Here is an 18,294-nt window from a genome sequence, read left to right on the forward strand (position 1 = left end):
TCTTATTTCTTTTGTGCTTCTTTTTGAAGGGTAATAAACATATTGATCGCTGTTGTTATTATCTCATCGGGAAAGTCGTAAGCGGGATGATGTAATGGCTTGCAATCTAGCCCTGACCCAATACCAAACATAGCACCTTCTACCTTTTGTGTATATATCCCAAAATCTTCACCCCATCTAAAAGGTTCATCTTTCTCTACATAATTAAGCCCTAAATGATTTGCTGATGCTTTAATAAGAGCTACAACATCTTGGGCATTTTTATTTGATTCAAAACGTTCTTCTTCTTTAAACTTTATTTGCAAACCTTCACCCTTAGCTATAGCAAAACCTTGCTCTTGTATTGCTGCAAGTATTCGCTCTAGCTTTTCAGTACTGTCTGCCCTGATTGTTAAATGGACAGACCCTTCTCCTGCAGATGTCCCATAGGCAAGTGCCCCCATTTCTGTATATACCGGCGTTATTGTTACAAACTCGTGGGTCTTTTTTTGCTCCTCATTATACTTGAGTGCTTCAAGCATATATTTGCTCATTGCAGCTGCTGGATTACGACCATTCCAAGGCTCTGCAGCGTGAGAAGTATACCCAATAAAGCTGGCTATCAATGTTGTGACAGCTGGCGTAAAACTACCTTCCCTACACACAATATCATGTAGTACATAGCCAGGCACATTATGAAGCGAGACCACATTATCTATAGAATGCTTATCGAGCAATCCTGTTTTTACTATTTCTACAGCACCCCAACCTATCTCTTCAGCCGGCTGAAAAACAATACAGACATCTCCCTTTTCAGGTCGCTCTATAGCATATTGCTTTGCAAGACCATACATAATAGTAGTGTGGCCATCATGCCCGCATTTATGCGACACATTTTCACTAGAGGATCTATATTCAAAATCATTGAACTCTTGTATAGGCAAAGCATCCATATCTCCACGAAACAAAAGGTTTTTACCTTCCGCCTTACCCTTAAAGAACACTACAATTCCTGTATTAGCTACTTTTTCTACACTATCTACATTTAGCTTTCCTAACAGACCTAGGACAAACTCTTGTGTTTTACTTTCCTGTTTAGACAACTCAGGATGTTGGTGCAAATGTCTACGTATTGCTATTAGATCTTCCATTATTTTTTCTTGAGATTTATTTTTTCTCATGCTCATCAAAAAATCTCTTTTCGATGTATGATGAGTTCATTAACCTAAGAGCACCCATGTAGTCCATTTTAAATGAAATCAGATCTCCTATTTTATAATCATTTATTGCATTTTCAATATCCACTACAAGCATATCAGAGCTACCACCTAATATCACAATACCTTCGTCCATAGCATGTAAAAAGTCAACATGAGACACATCTAACAATCCCATATCCAGTATTGCTCTTTTATGAGTCTTTCCATAATCCTCTTCATTTACTTCAAATGTTTCTCCCGAAGGGTTGCTATCCAGTTCTCCAAAAGGCACTACTGGCTTCTCTGTTATCTCTACAACTTCTGCATGAAGTCTAAAGATGTCAGATTTCATTTTAGGTATTATTTCGTTTGTAAATAGGTTATTGCCATAAAATAAAGTTTCCCCAACCCTAAAATGATTGATGCCCTTTGGTACTTGCTTGGTTAGCAAAAGAGGGATCATTACCGATGAACCTCCTGTAACACCTCTTATTTTCCTATCAAATTTTGCTTCTATCAATTGCTCATAAAGACTTAACTGAATTAGCTTATCCTTACTTGGCATTACTCCACTTAGGCAGTTTAGGTTCGCACCTATTCCTGCCACTTCTATATTAGGCAGCTCAAATATTTGTCTGTAAAAACTAATTAGATCCTCCCCCATTATCCCTTCTCGCAAATCACCTAACTCTATCATGATGATGATACGGTGTACTTTATTTTGCTTTACCGCTTCTTCCGACAACCATTTAATAGTAGTAATTTCTGTATTAAAGCTAACATCAGCATATTTCACAACATTAGCTATACTACGCTTTGCAGGAGGTTTTATGTATATCGTTTCTTTATTAGGAGCTATTGATTTGATCGTTTTAAGATTAGACAATCTTGCATCGCAAACCTGTTCATCCCCTAACGACAAAACAAACTCTAGATACTTTCTATTACCACAAAGCAACTTAAGCACAGGCGCCCATTCTATATGGTGCTCTTTAAACAAACCTTGTAGATACCTATAATTATGCTCAAGCGACTTTCTATTTAGTGTAATATACGCCATGGTTATTTTTTATACCTCATTTCTAAGTATGGATTTGTAAACCCAATTTTTTCATAAAGGAATTTTGCAGGGTTATCCTTCTCTACATGCAAGGCCACATCTCCAACACAATTATCGATTGCAGCTTGCATAAGTCGCTTACCTAAACCAGTGCCTCTTGTATCACTATGCACGGCAATGTATACAAGGATATTTTCAGGTATGTACCCACCCATATTTGTTTCATTTACAACTACAGCTCCTTTTATATTATCCTGCCCATCACTAGCTACTAGTACAAAGCCTCCTTTCTGCTCATGTTTCTTTTGCGTATACTCTATACACTTAGTAATATCTTCAATCTTATCTCCATATTGATCTAAATGCTCAAATAAAAAAGAGGCAATTTTTTCATTACTAAATTTCTCATGCATTCCTGTTTCTGTGTCAATCTTTGTAATATTCATCTTCTGTATTTATTTACTAGTACAAATAATATTGTAGATATTCCTATTCCGAACAAATTGGCATCTAACCCGTAAGGCAATGGCACTTGTAATAAAATAAGCACCAAAGTGGTAGAACCTCCACCAATCATTGAAACAATAGCAGCAGCAGGTTTCAGCTTTTTAACAAAAAGCATAGTTATAACAGGCACAAATAAACCCGAAACCATAAATGCATAAGAGTACAGCATTAACTCTAGTACACTTTGCATTTGAGTAGCCAATAGAATAGCAAAGATACCAATACCTAAAGTAAGCACTTGAGACAACCCTAAATTGTTAGACAACTTAGGTTTAAAATAACCGACTATATCTGTCATCAAGTTTCCTGAAGCCGCCATAATACAACTATCGGCAGTAGACATTATTGCAGAAAAATAGGCTGACAACATTAAACCCATCAACCCAACAGGCAACATATTCCGCAAAAACATAGGCAGTCCCATTTCAGCATCCAACATACTATCTGCAGGAAAACCTAATGCTGCAAAACTACCCTGCAAAAAAGCCACTTTAGCAAACAAACCGAGTACCACACCCATAAAAGCCATAATAGGCCACTCGAACAAACCTGCTATCTTCCATGCTTTTATTGCGGTCTTTTCATCTTTTGCTGAATAAATACGCTGATACAATGTCATACCTACAAACCATATAGGCACTATGGTAATTAGCCAATTAAAAATATCTGCTAATGAGATGTTGGTTAAAGACATCATATCCGTACTCACATATTTTTGTATCGCTTCAAATCCTCCGATATAATAGTACCCATAAGGAATACCTATCCCTACCAACCCTATCATCAAGACTATCCACTGCACAGTATCTGTATAAATAACTGCTTTTATGCCACCCACCACAGTATACAATACAGCTATGACACCCATAATTAATACTGCCTGATTAATACTTATCGTTGCCGGGAATGTAGCTGACGCTAACTTAGCACCTGCTAAAATTTGGCTACTGGAAAAACCTATATACCCTATTAATGAAATAATACCTGCAACAATAGCAACCTCTTTATTATAATAATGCTTAATTGCCTGCGGGAAGCTCAATAGTTTCTTTTCTTTAGCTATTGGATATACTTTAGGGATTAACAACACTGCACTTAACCATGCACCTATTAAGCCTGTAAACAGCATCCAGCTACCTGCAAGCCCCATTGTAAAACCAAGACCGCCAAGACCAATAGAGAAACCTCCACCGACATCTGTAGCTACTACTGAAAGCCCAATATGCCCTGCCGACATACCTCTTCCCCCAACATAATAATCCTCGTCAGATTTATTTGTTTTAAAGAAATAAAACCCTATTCCTAGTAGTAAAAGGAAATAAACGACAAATATGGTAATGTCCAACCAATGTAACTGTTCGATACAATAAAGCTTTTGTGATATCCCTGAAGGGTACACAATTATGTATAGAAAACCAAATTAGTCGGCACTATACAACTAATAGACTGTATCTATCGCAAATAAACATAAATGACAGAAGCTAATAATAAGCAAAAAAAAGGCAGCCAAGAATGGCTGCCTAACAAATACATGTTTAAATCAATATTTGTAATAAAGCATCTTATCGTAGTATGTTGAATGGCTTACTGATTATATATCCGTTATCAACAACCGCTCTTAGTGTGTAGTGACCGTTTGGCAGAGCGCTAATATTTGCACTGTGCTCTTTACCATCATTACCTACTTCGCTACCATATACAACCATACCTACGCTATTCAATATTTGTACAGATTCCATTGTTGCGCCTTGTACTTTAACAGTAACCTTGTTTGACGCAGGGTTTGGATAAAGGTCTACGCTAAAGTTATTAGCCACACCTTCAACATTTAGTGGGAATCCTAATTGAGATGTATCAGAACCACACTGATTGTACATTACTAATCTTACATACAACTCTCCATTTAATGTTTTCTTAGGATATTGTTGTGTACTAGTTGTACCATCACTGAACAACCATAGATAACCAATTACGCCTGCAGGACCTGCTGGGTTAAAGGTATACTCATTACCATTTTTCACGTAAGAGATACCATTAGACCTTGGCAACGGATCTATATTCACATTAATATCGTCTGTTGCAATACAGTTAGGACCTCCATTAACAGTAACTGTATAATTACCGCTCTTAGTAACAGCTATTTGTCTTGTAGTATCACCTGTGCTCCAAGTATACTTAGCACCAGGATAACCAGCATTAAGCACTAGATATACATTCTTCTTCTCACAATAGCTAGTATCATTACCTAGATCAACTTTGATCGGACCACTAGTAACCGGAGTAACTGGTGAAGATGTACTGCAACCAATGTTTGTTACTACAACTGTATAGTTACCTGCTTGATTTAGTTGATAAGTGTTATTTGTTGCACCTGCAATATCAACACCATTTAACTGCCATTGGTATTTAAGACCTTGACCATTTCCTGCACTCAATGTTAAACCATTACCTATACAGTAAGTAAGAGGGCCATTTGCTGATACAAGTGCATTTGGAGGAGCTACAGTACTAACTGTTAACGGAACAGCTTCAACTGATTTTGAACCGTTAGTTATTACTACACTATAGTCACCTGCTTGGTTTGCAGTATATGTTTGGCTTGTAGCACTAGGAAGAATAACATTATTCTTATACCATTGGTAAGTATTTCCTGCAACTACTGGCTCAGCACTTAGCGTTACACTGTTACCAGTACATATTACCGCTTTACCCAAAGGACGAACGAAAGCAGATGTAATACTACCATTCTCCAGTCCGGTGAAAGCACCATAGTGAATCAATGATGTACCACTGATAACATTAGTACCAGTATTAACGCTACTCAAAGTACCACTGAAAAGCATCCATTGATAGTTGCTATTAAACTTATGAGCAAGTCTCAACTCGCTTTCGTTGCTAATAGTACCCATCCATATATCCATATAGTTTAGGTCTAGATCGAAATCATAAATCGTACTAGTGCCTTGCGCTTGAACAGTAGTGTAGAAATACATGCTACCCTTAGGAGCTGCTGCTGCTGCAATACCAGCACCTTTTTCACCACTATACTGTCTGATAACTAATGGCGCTGTTATTGGAAGTTGTGTACCCCACTTAACACGAGCTATTTGCTGCTCACCAAAAGTAAACACTTGTACATCTCCAGGGTTAGCGCTAGCAGGAACTGCTGTAGCTACCGGAGGCTCTACAGTTGGTGTAAATTCGTAAGCACCAATATCAGGAGTACCGTTCTTAACATCATCAATTCTTGCTGAACCTAACCTATCCTTATTATTACCAGCAATTTGCAATGCACGTCCGTTCAAAGACCAGCTTGCAGGATTAGTTGCATCAGGACGCAAATCTGTACTGCTTGTAAAACCAGGATCGTATGTTATAGAGTTCTTATCAGAACTTGATGCAGATTTCCATGCAGAGAAAGAAGAAACCGTACTACCATTATAACTAGCAAAGGTAGAACCTGTAGCGTAGATGTTATTGTAGTCCATGTTATTGTTAGATGCTAAGTTGTAGTACAACAACGCAGGACCACCGCCTGTGTTACAGAACACGTTATTGTAGAAATTATTGTTATTATAAGTGCTGCTTGAATAATAGAAATAACCTGCATAACCGGTTGTGTTATTATTCGTAAAGTTCACACTGTTGTTTGCTATATCTTGATACTGACCGTAAGACACCATCATACCATAGTATGCAGTGCTACCTGTAGTCATAGCAATAGCGTTGTTCATTATCTTAGCTCTATTAGAAGAAGAACCTTCAGCATAGTAAACTAACATACCATAACCGTAGTCTTTCTCAATAGTGTTGTTGCTAATGTTCGGGCTTTGGTATGGATAGTAGATGTAAGCACCATAGTATCCATTAGTAGTAAAGTTGTCTAATGTATTATTAGTGAACACCAAACCATTAGTTCTGTAAAGGTATGCACCCATATAGCCTGCATTCTTGATAGTGTTATTATCAACAACAGGCCTGTTAATAGGAGTACTAGAGCTATAGATCCATACAGTATAGTAACCACCGTTGATCTCGTTACCTTTCACTACCAGATCTTCACCATTAAAGTTGGTATACTGACTGTAAGCAAAAATACAAGAGTTGTAAGTGTTACCAGCGTTTGGAGCATTAAGCACACAACCTACGATCGAGTCTCTATCAGAACCGCCGTGCAAGCCAAAAGAATGACCCGTAGACGTAGTAGTAACTGTTAGATTCTTGAAAGTGAAATTATCTGCATCTCTCAATTCAATTACACCATTATTTGATGTTCCGTAATTGATAGTTGTAGTTGATGCAACACCATTCTCAGACTGGAAGGTAACTCTACCAGGAGTACCAGCAGTTTGTGGGTTGTTAATAACCAACTGACCTGTATAAGTACCAGGGCGGATATTGAAAGTAACATTACCACATGTACCAAAAGAATTCAACGCGTCAACAGCATCAACAGGAGTAGCAAAGTTTGGCGTAGTACCACCAACTGTGTATGTACCTTGCAATGCCGCTCTATAGTTCACATTTGAAGTATCGTCTCCAGGAACAGGGTCTTGATTACCATTTGGCTCATAAGTCCAAGCCTTGATATTCACACCTGTGCTACCAAAAGTGATGTTACCCAATGGAATAATAGCTTCATTACCTTGTACGCTACCATTGATATTAATAGGCGTGTTGTACACTATTGGAGTCTGTGCAACACCATTTAATTCCCATGCTATCTTAACCTTGTTAATAATATTATTACCATTGTTTTTGATTCTCATCTTCACAGTATAAGTACCAGGACAGAAAGGAGGAGTTGGATCGATGATACCATCAGCACCTGCATTATCTTTCACGTCTATACCTGTAAATAAAGAAACACCATTAGGAACATTTGGAGTATGTATGAAGTTTCTTGCAGTGTTTGAAGAACTTACAGACGGCGCATAGCCACTCCAAGCACTTGCACCTGGTTTTTCAGCAAGACGCAATGCAGCTTCTGAAGCTATTGTACCCATCCAAGCATCTTTATAATATAGATCTTGTGTAAAGTTCAAACCAGTACTAGTACCTGTAGATGTAGCATCAAAATAGTAGAACATTTGTGTTGGGTTGATGCTCAAAATACCTGGAGGGTTAGTACCAGTATATTGTTTGATATCTAAAGTAGAAGGCACTGTAGTACCCCAGTGATACACCGCAACAGTATCTTCACCAAATGTAAATGTTTGGCTAGAGCTTGCTGTAGGTGTAGCAGGTGTAGCAACACAGCTTGGAGGCGTAGAAGTAGGCGTAAACTCATAAGCACCCAAATCCGGAACACCATCAATAGTTGTTGTTGCACGAGGGTTGCCTAACATATCAGTACCATTACTAGCAAACTGAACACCACGACCATTCATAGACCAAGAGTTAGCGCTTGTAGCATCAGGACGTAGATCTCCGTTTGATACATTCATATATGCAGGCGCATAGGTAAGCGAGTTCATATTCTGACCAGTACCAGCTCTTAGAGCAGATATGGTAGTATAGTTTTGACCAGTACCACCATAATAAACCATTGTACCACCATCAGCATAAAGGTTATTATAGTCCATCTCGTAATAAGTAGGAGTGTACATATAAGTCAAATAACCACTACCTCCATCTCTAGACAACATATTGTTGTAAATAGAAGCAGATTGTGAACCTGAAGATTCGTATATATATAATGTATATGCAGTACTAGAGTTACCACCAGCAGTATGCATAGTATTATTATACACTCTTGCCCCACCACTATTATAACCACCTAAGTACGCATATCTAAAACCAGAAGACTTAACATAAATGGAGTTGTTTATAAGATCTAAATTATTTGCATAGTAATTATACAGACCATAAACGGTACCACTACCACCACTTTCTGCTACTATTCTGTTATTCTTTATTATCCAAGGACCTGCACCACCTGAATAACCGTAAGCATACATACCATAAGCAGTAGATGTACCAGAACGAGACTCTATATCATTACCTGTAATTTCTGCGCTAGTATTGTAATAAGCAAAGTAGTTGTAAGAACCACCTGACGAAGTAGTTTTTAATCTTACTTTATTATTGTTGTACTTAGCATAACCAGTGTTATCTATTTGATAGTATCCTACATAGTGATATATAGAACCTGTAGTTGAATTTATCTCAACATCATTGTTAGAGAATTCGAAATTATTTCTAGAATAATAGTAACCAGCATATAAATATTTAGAGCCGCTAGTACCATCCATTTTAATAGTGTTACCATTAAACTCCATATTGTACTGGTAGTAATATCCACCGTAGATGTACTGAGTACCAGAACCACCATTAAAAGTGATCTTGTTGTTATTGAACTTAGGATTTTGCTGATAGTAATAGTGACCATATAGATAAATGGTACTATTAGTTGTAGCTGTGATCTCGTTGTTCTCTATATAGCAATCTTTACCATATCCAAAAGCAGTACTACTATTGTAGTTATAGTTATACAATGGATATATTGTACTACTACTAGTTAAATCAATTTTATTACCTGAGATAGAATAATAGTTACTATAGTAGATATAGTTGTATATAGAAGTAGAGCTTGATACAGTAATATTGTTGTTGCTTATGCTACCTCTTTCTGTAGAAGTACCATCGCAGTAGTAGAAATACATTGGATAGTTAGTACTTGTTGCACTAGTAGAAGTCAAAGTATTACCTGATATTTCAAAAGCACCATCAGCATACCAAGTATAAAAACCATAGAAAGTACCAGAACCACTACGTGTAATAGTGTTATTCTTGATCTTTAAGTTTTTAGTATAGTAAGTATAGAATCCATAATAGTAAGGTTGAGTTATTGTATTCTCCTCAAACTCGTTATCCTCACTTAAATTACTGCTAGAGCTACCATACCAGTAAACTGCCATAGAACCGCGGTCGATCGTATTGTTTTTGATCTTGTTATTCTCTGCACTACCTAAACCAGAACCATAGATACGTGCCATATTGGTACTAGTAGAAGAACTGGTAGAACCTTCAATAACACAGTTTTCAACTAAGTTGTTAGAAGCACTGCCTTCAAATCTAAGCACAGTACCATAACTAGAACTAGTTTTATCAAGTGTTAGGTTTCTAACCTTGATATACTTCGCACTATTGAAACGGAAAATAAAGTTGCCAGTTGTTGTACTACTACTAGTATTTGTATTAGTAATAGTTGTTGTAGCAGCATTTCCATTTTCAGCTTCAAATGTAATTGTATTTGTTGCACTAGCACCTGTAATGCTGTTCAACACTGCTGATGAAGTACTAGAACTACTCCATGTACCAGGACGCACCTTAAACACAACAGGTCCCGAAACACCTTGTGAGTTCAATGCGCTGGCGGCATCACTTAATGTTGCATAATTTGCTCCAGCACCATAAATAGTATAGTTACCATTTAATGGTTGTGCTACAGCAGTACCGAATAGTGCCATCAATAGCACTAACTGCACATAAAAAGCAGCTGTTTTGTAGAGATTATTCATAATAAAATTTTTAACCGTTTACCTTTAATAACATGTATTTTGTTAATATTTTAAGTAAATATAAACCTCAATTTAATCCATTTATTATATTGAGATTAAAAACAGATTAAAATAGTTAAAAAAATATTAACACTACAGACTTGAAATATTGCAAATATTTGAATATCTGCGTGATATGAATAAATAGACTAAAGAATACAGAGGAAGCTATTCTTAAAATTTATTCCGTGTAGTAAAAAAAGCTACTAAGCCGGGCTAATAATGCTTCTAACTTACCTAAGTTACATCTTATACGTAAGAGCAAAGCCACTGTAGTTATTATAGTAAAATGGAGACAAACTAAATTTACTATTTGAGTTCTTTTTTCTATGCAATTCAGGAACTAAAATACCTGTAGCTGCACCTACTACCAGCCCTACCATCACATCTGTTCTAAAGTGCTTACCTGCCCTCATTCTATAATAACCTACTAGAGAAGGAGGAATGGCTGCAGCAGTATACACAAGCAGACGTTTCCATCCTTTAATACCATGATAATCTGTTAACACTTTTGCTGCAAAAAAGGTGGAAGCAGCACTTGTAGAAACGTGGCCACTGAAGAAAGAGTTACTCCTGGCTTCACCTGTTCTCAAGCTTATATCATAAGCTGTATTGTAAGTTAAAGGCCTAGCCCTTCGCACAGACCTTACACCTGTAAAGTATAGTGCATTGTTTACAGTATGCGTGGTAACAAACATAGTAGCTAGTGCTGCCCAATCTTTGCGTGCCTTGCTATCTAGACCTAATAATAGAGGACTAGCCACACATATATTCAAAAACATATCAGAAACCTGTTGCCCATGATCATATCCAGCGGGATCGTAAAAAACAACAGGACGGTCAAATGCATTAATATCGTTAGGATTTAATCCATACAGGTCTTTTTCAGTATAGCTGGCATACTTATCCATTTCTCTAAAACCAAAATAGGAAGCTCCTAGCAACCCTATAGATGTTGGCAACTCCCATTTTAAGTTTACATTATAAACTGTATTCTTTTGAGGCTTCTCTTGCGCTACAAGATTCATAGGCATGAACAATATGCTCAACAATACTATACACCATCTTTGATTAAAGTCCATCAACATTAGCATTAAATAATTAAATATTGCTTACATATTTATAAGTAGCAATTTGCGAATCTATTACTTCATTATTATTCTCAACAGGCAAAGATCGTCCATCTTGCTGCAATATAGTAGCCTGTATATTATCGGCAAGCTGTAAGTTGACAATATCAACAACTTCTTTCTTCAACCTTTCGTTATATATAGGGAAAACAACCTCAATTCTCCTGTAAATATTTCTATTCATTAAATCTGCCGAACCCACGAACACTTCTTTTTCACCATTATTTTCAAAAACAAACACTCTGGAATGCTCTAAATACCTACCTACAATTCTTCTTACTGTTATATTTTCACTTAACCCCTCAACACCAGGCACCAAACAGCAAATACCTCTCACAATTAAGTTTATCGTTACGCCAGCACCACTTGCCTTATAAAGTAGTGCTATCATCTCTCGCTCTTCCAAGTTATTCACCTTAATAGTAACACCTGCACTCTTTCCCAACTTTTTATTTACTATTTCTCTTTCTATTAACTCACTTAGCTTATCAACTAAGTTAAACCCTGCAACAATCAAATCACTAAAGACTATATGAGGATAATCCTTTGGGGGCTTCCTTGCAGAAAGATATGCAAATAGCATATCTACATCTTTTGTGACTCCTTTATTCGATGTAAGCAATATATGATCGGTATAGAAACGAGCTGTGTTCTCATTAAAATTACCTGTAGATAGCAAACTGTAATATTTTGCATTAAGACCTTCTCTTCTTTTCACTAACGCTAGCTTCACGTGTACTTTTATTCCCGGTATACTATATATAATTCTCACACCAGCTGCCTTCATCTTCTTTGCCCAATTCAAATTGTTTTCTTCGTCAAATCGAGCCTTTAATTCTACGAAAGCTGTAACCTTTTTGCCATTACGGGCTGCACTTATTAATGCATTTGTAATAAAGGAGTTTGATGCAACTCTATATAAAGTCACACTTATCTCCTCAACCTCTGGGGCAATTGCAGCTTCGTTAAAAAATCTAAGCACATGATTATAGGAATGGTAAGGCAAATGAAGCATCTCATCACTGTGACTAATAGCTTCAAATACTGAACTGTAACTATTTATTTTACTATTACCAACAGGAAATTGTTGCTTAAACCTTAAACTATTTCCTACAGGGTTTGGCAAAGATGACAGGTCTTTTAGATTATGATACCTTCCTCCTTCTATTAACCCTCCCTTATTTAGCTGGAAGTATTTTTTTAAGAATGCAACACTGTTGTCATCCATCCCCTTTTCATATAACAATCTGGTAGGTGCGCCTTTTTCTCGCTTACGTATCATGGTCAGCACTTGCTCTTCAAAAAGATCACTCCATTCATCTTCAATGTCAACATCTGCATTTCTGGTTAGTTTTATAGCATAACAACCTTCTACCATATAAGCAGGAAACAACTTAGTTATATTAGTTCTTACTACATCATCTATGAATATGAATTGAGACTTATCATCCAAGTTGGGCAATGGTACAAACCTACCTAAATGCAGGGTTGGGATATTCACTATGCCATACCTCTGCTCGTCTTCTTTTTTTAATGACACAAAAAAGTAAAGCGCATTATCGTTTAGCAGCGTCTGTTCTACTCTACTGAAAACAACAATAGGCTGAAGAAAAGTAAGAACATGAGTATAAAAATAATTAGCAACGAATGCTTGATGCGCGGGATCTAAGTCTTCATTATAGTATAAACGTATTCCTTGATCATACAAAGAAGGCAGAATATCATCATTGAGAATTGCACCAAAAATGGGCAATTGTTCATTTACAATTCCCTGTATTTGTTTAGCCTCCTCTTTAACCGCTCCTTTTATTTTTTTGAGTCTGTTATATACAGTATAACGCACCCTAAAGAACTCGTCTAAGTTTGATGAAAAAATAGACAGAAACTGTATTCGCTCATATAGTGGCACCTCTTTCTTTTTCGCCTCTTGCAATACGCGGAAGTTAAACTCCAGCCAACTAATGTCCCTGTTAAAAAAGCGCATCTACTATTTTTGAAAAGCTGTTACTGCTATAACAAATGCTATGATTGAAATTATAAACCCGAACATAAATACACTGTAGGCTACTCTTAGCATTTTATACTTCCTACCAAGCACAACACCTAGATTATAGATATCTCGGGTCATACTCCCGTATAAAAACTCTGAATCACCCATCATGGCACTAATACCATCTTGATAGTCTTTCAGTTTCATTTTATGAAAATTGCCGAAGAAAAGAAGGTTTGCCCTTTTCTTGTCTACATCTTCTTTGGTAAAAGTACCTTGGGTAATATTGGGTCGAGTAACAAGTATTGCAAAAATGATAGACACCAGTGATGTTGCTAGAAATAATATTGCAGGTATAAGCAAACGTGGGTCATCATCTAATTTCCTAAACAACATAGACACTAAAATAGATGCCATAATTGAATTGACTGAGATCATAATGTTAGCTTTTGAATCTGCCATTTCACTTAACCTTAGATGGTTAGTAGATGTGGTTCTAAACATTGTCTCAATACCTCTCGATGGTCTTGTTACGTCTTTACTTTTATTATTTTGCTCTTTATCGCCTTGCTTTTCATCATCTTGTTTTACCCTCTCTTTTAGCGCCTTTACATTCTGAATCAAAGTTGCCTGTAGTAAAGTTTTGGCATAATCTGTTTGGTACCGATGCTGCTCTATAAACGGCAAGGAGAATTTCCTCCAATCTTTACCTGAAATTTTTTGGCCAGATACCAAATTATACTCTTTCCTTACCAGTTTATTTTTTTCAAAAAAGTCTTCTGTACCCAGATGATACAGATCTGCATCTCTTACAATTTTTTCTATTAGCGACCCAGGGCTAGCGCTCATACAAGTTGCCAATATGCAAGCTTTCACCTTCTCTGCCAGTGCCTCATCTCCTCCGTTTTCTAAAACAAATGAAACAGCCTTTTGCGCGCCAACTTCCTCATGCCCCTCAGGCCTACCAAACAGGTAACCAATATCATGAAACCAGGAAGCTATAACTACAGCGGCATAATCATGTTTATCAAGCTGGTAATGATCTGCTATCTTTCTACAAGCCACTACTACATCCTCAGTATGTTTTAAATTATGATAAACAAGCTGCGGCTTTTTATTACTTTCAAAAACACTGCGAATATGTTTTGCCGTACTGTCTATTAAGTTATCTAGCTTCATAATGCTACATTTAATAATTAAAACCTAAACCCTAGGGACACATAAGGTAACGGACCTTCCTCCGAAAACCCTAGCACACCACTTAAAACAATAGTTTGTGCGGGGATTACAAACAAGCCGCCTCCATACCCAACATGCCATTTATCAGAAATATCATTTCTTGCCCATACCCTTCCTACATCATTAAATCCTATAACACCAAATCTTCCAGGAAATAAATATGAATTAAAATCGAAGAGTTTAATCCTTATTTCAAAATTATTGTACAAAGTAGCATATCCAGCAAATCTATTATTACGATAACCTTGAAGGCTTCCTTGCCCACCTATATAATTAATCTGAAAAAAATACGGATCTCCTAAAGTAGTACTCAGACCAAACCTATTAGCAAAAACAACCTTAGGACTCCTACTAAAACTTACCAATAGACTCATCTCGCTTTCTAAACGGGCAAAACTTCTACTTTGCCCTCCCATTTGCTGAACACCTGTTATGGTTGTTTTCCAACGCATACCTCTTACCGGTATTATTTTACTATTTCTTGTATCTATATCAAATCCTGTCTTTACTCCAGCAAAAAGTTTTTCTTTTGCCACGTCTTCATTTGGATTTGAAGCTGCATAGCTAATAATAAAACGACCTATATTATCCTCTGCATCAGCAAGTTTGTAGTACTGGCCCGTAACACCTCCAAAAAAGTTTGCATACTTTCCAAACGAATATTTAAACATACCTTCAATATCACTTAAGTGATAACGGGTTCTATAGTACCTTATTTTATCTTCACTAATTTTTAAGAAATCGGTTTCATTACCTATACCGAAAAAATTTGCTGTATTATTAGGAGCCCTTACATTTACTTGAACATCAAGATCCAAACTCCCTATAACATCTACCATATGCCCTTTATATTTCAAAAAACCAGCTCCTGTGGCAAAAGCACCTCCGAGCACAATACTATGTTTTGAAGAATAGGGGTCTTTCCTAAAACCATGCTTGGTATACATAGCACCACCACCAATGAGTAAGCCATCGTCCAAATTATACCCCCCCGCAACTAGTGGCATTAACTTATTATACTTAAATGTTCTACCGTTATAGTTATTAATATCGTTATTGCTTGACAAATTTAGTCTTGCCTGCTTTTTATCTGGAAAATAATTCCCTTTGTCAGACCGGTCATATATGTATATGCTCCTCTTATTATCTACATATTTACCAATCTTAAACTCATCATCCTTGCCACCACCTATCAGTCTTACTTTTATCTTAGACTTTTCATTCCCTTGCAGATTAAATATATCCTTACCACCTCTACCAAAAACCCTTATCTCTTTTGTTACTTGCCTATCAATTGTTCTATAGTAAATAGTATCACCTATTCTATTTTTTTTCTCCTTCTTTTGTACAAGTAAATTCAAATTCCCATTCGGCTGATATGTGATATTTATAACCTCTTTTTTATCTGAAACAGGCACTTCTATAGATTTCGATAAAAACCTGTAATACTTCAGCCCCTCTTGCAATAAAACATCTCGCCTAGACTTAAGGTTATGTATGATCAGCGCACCAACTTGTTTATATATTGTATCAGGAAGTTGCCTTACTGCCTCTACTATTATACTATCAGATATATTTAATTGAATATCTTTTATTACGCTTTTCCAATCCTCTTGGTTTAATTCATTTAAAAACCTTCTATCAAAATGGCGAGCATTGAACATGAAACCATTTACATTCTTAATTTGCTCATCAAAACCTTGAAACTTTGGCATAACCCAACTACGACCTGCAACGTAAGGTATAATACCAGTACTTATAAAAAACACCTGATCTCTGTCTCTAGGTATTGGTGAGTATATATTTTTCTTGCCTGATTTAGTCTTCTGCCATCGCCACTGATCTTCATGCCTATCCCAATCTCCTATTAACAGATCAAACATTCTAGCTTTTAATACCGCATACCCATCTATCAAATTATCATTGTCTTCTTCCAACTTATCCAGCACTTTGAACGTGCTGTACGTTTTCCCATCAACCGGTTCTCGCTCCTCAAACAAGCATACTGTATTTGAGAAATCATCTTTATATATCCCCAATGAAGGGTCATTAGGCACATACATTATTTGAGGGTTGGCATGAGGCAGGTTTATAGCATTGGCTAATATGGGGACTACCAATGGAGCATATGGGTTTGCTGCCGATATTTGGTCTTGAACTATTGACTTTGCTATTGTGCCTCTCAAATTTGACGGCAAGGCTTTTTCAGGATCCTTCTGTACCGTTCTTAATACCCATTGTTTGCCCAAACTATCTTCTAGCCTTAAAGATTTTGTTTGCTGCCCTCCACCTCTTTTTAGTATACTCAATCCTCCTTGTTCCTCTTTAAGATCAAACACCTTCAATTTAACTGGAGTTGCCCATAACTTTCTATAGTGTTCACCAAACAAGAATCTATGAGTATTACTCACTTCATCATACTCAGGGGCAATAGCAACAAGAACACTATCTTCTAGCTTTTTTACTTCTTGAGCTACTATTTTCTCTTGCTGTTTTTTTACATGTTTCTTATCAACGGAATATGAAAACAACGTTTTTTTAGTAGCCTTTTCATCTACTTCGTAAAAGGTTATTATTTGCTTACCTGAGTTTGTGTATACTATTTCAGCAAAACCTATTTTACTAGCTGCAAACAAAGACCCCTTACCCATTTTCACTCTTGTAGATTTAGACCCAGAACCACTAACAACGTAATGCCTGTCTCCTTTTTTTATCAACTGTAAATTATGCTCATGACCAGCTACATAAGTTAAATCAACCACATCTTCCATGGCAGCTTCAATAGTTTTGATCATGTCTTTGTATACAGGATGCATAACATCTTGTATATTACCAAAGCTACCACGCGCTATAGGATAAATTGAGCCTAATACAGGCAATGGAACATATGCATTTGGCACAATATCCGATACAGGGAAGAGATGTTGTTTTAACGTGTAATAACCACCATGTATACCATAAGTTTTAAATGGGTGATGGGCAGCAAACAACATCTTTTTATTCGAATTTCTAAAGGCAATATCTTTTAGCTGGGTTACCAACTCTGCTTCTGTTTTACAATCACAATCACTGGTTTCATCTGGTTTATCATTCTCGTGTAGCCACCATTGTGTATCCATCAATACAAGAACTACATCATTACCCATACCTATCTCGATGGGACCAGGACAACCACCCTGAGGTAAGAACTTAATATTATCAGACAATGTATTTACCAATCTTGACTGCCCAATTACATTACTCCAGCCAATCTCTCTGCCATTTGCCCAATCATGATTACCAGGTATTACATATACTGAAACTTTCTTATCAACAAAGGGTTGTAGTTGTTGTAGCAGTACATTCTTTTTTTCAACATGATCATTCTCCTCCTCATCAGGCAAGCCTTGCTGATAAATATTATCACCTAAAAACAAGACTGTTGTATTCTTAGAATTTTCACCTACATAGCTACTTATTGCTTGCGCAACAGGATGTACTCCATTTTTCAAAACACCACCATCTCCAACAATTATGATTCTAGCAGCAACATCTTCATATTCGTTTAAAGTGTTTTGTGCAATGGCACAAAATGGGGAGAACGATAAGAACAATATTAAGTGTTGCCAAAATTTCATGAATCGATGTA

The 18,294-nt window shown here is 36.7% G+C and carries 9 protein-coding genes; all 9 read right to left on the reverse strand.

Annotated elements, in window-relative coordinates; all coding sequences use genetic code 11:
• Positions 1–2: 2 nt before the first annotated feature.
• On the reverse strand, positions 3–1,160 hold the full coding sequence (locus R2800_09215) for an amidohydrolase (protein MEZ5017218.1): 1,158 nt from the start codon (positions 1,158–1,160) through the stop codon (positions 3–5).
• Positions 1,147–2,238, reverse strand: a complete 1,092-nt coding sequence (locus R2800_09220; GenBank protein ID MEZ5017219.1) for an alanine/ornithine racemase family PLP-dependent enzyme — start codon at positions 2,236–2,238, stop codon at positions 1,147–1,149. The genes R2800_09215 and R2800_09220 overlap by 14 nt, the downstream gene beginning before the upstream one ends.
• Before the next feature lie 2 nt (positions 2,239–2,240).
• A complete protein-coding gene (locus tag R2800_09225; protein ID MEZ5017220.1) occupies positions 2,241–2,684 on the reverse strand; it encodes a GNAT family N-acetyltransferase in 444 nt (147 codons plus the stop codon).
• A complete protein-coding gene (locus tag R2800_09230; protein ID MEZ5017221.1) occupies positions 2,681–4,090 on the reverse strand; it encodes a sodium:solute symporter family protein in 1,410 nt (469 codons plus the stop codon). Before R2800_09230 ends, R2800_09225 begins: the two co-directional genes overlap by 4 nt.
• A gap of 217 nt (positions 4,091–4,307) precedes the next feature.
• On the reverse strand, positions 4,308–10,268 hold the full coding sequence (locus R2800_09235) for a right-handed parallel beta-helix repeat-containing protein (protein MEZ5017222.1): 5,961 nt from the start codon (positions 10,266–10,268) through the stop codon (positions 4,308–4,310).
• Positions 10,269–10,549: 281 nt separating this feature from the next.
• Complete coding sequence (locus tag R2800_09240) at positions 10,550–11,389, reverse strand: phosphatase PAP2 family protein (protein ID MEZ5017223.1); 840 nt, start codon at positions 11,387–11,389, stop codon at positions 10,550–10,552.
• 19 nt (positions 11,390–11,408) lie between these two features.
• Entirely contained in the window at positions 11,409–13,421 is a 2,013-nt protein-coding gene (gene ppk1 / locus R2800_09245) for a polyphosphate kinase 1 (GenBank protein ID MEZ5017224.1), read from the reverse strand.
• 3 nt (positions 13,422–13,424) lie between these two features.
• A complete protein-coding gene (locus R2800_09250) occupies positions 13,425–14,606 on the reverse strand; it encodes a DUF5706 domain-containing protein (GenBank protein MEZ5017225.1) in 1,182 nt (393 codons plus the stop codon).
• A 17-nt stretch (positions 14,607–14,623) separates the two neighbouring features.
• On the reverse strand, positions 14,624–18,283 hold the full coding sequence (locus tag R2800_09255; protein MEZ5017226.1) for a BamA/TamA family outer membrane protein: 3,660 nt from the start codon (positions 18,281–18,283) through the stop codon (positions 14,624–14,626).
• Positions 18,284–18,294: the final 11 nt, after the last annotated feature.

The organism is Flavipsychrobacter sp., from assembly GCA_041392855.1.
Classification (GTDB): domain Bacteria; phylum Bacteroidota; class Bacteroidia; order Chitinophagales; family Chitinophagaceae; genus UBA5543.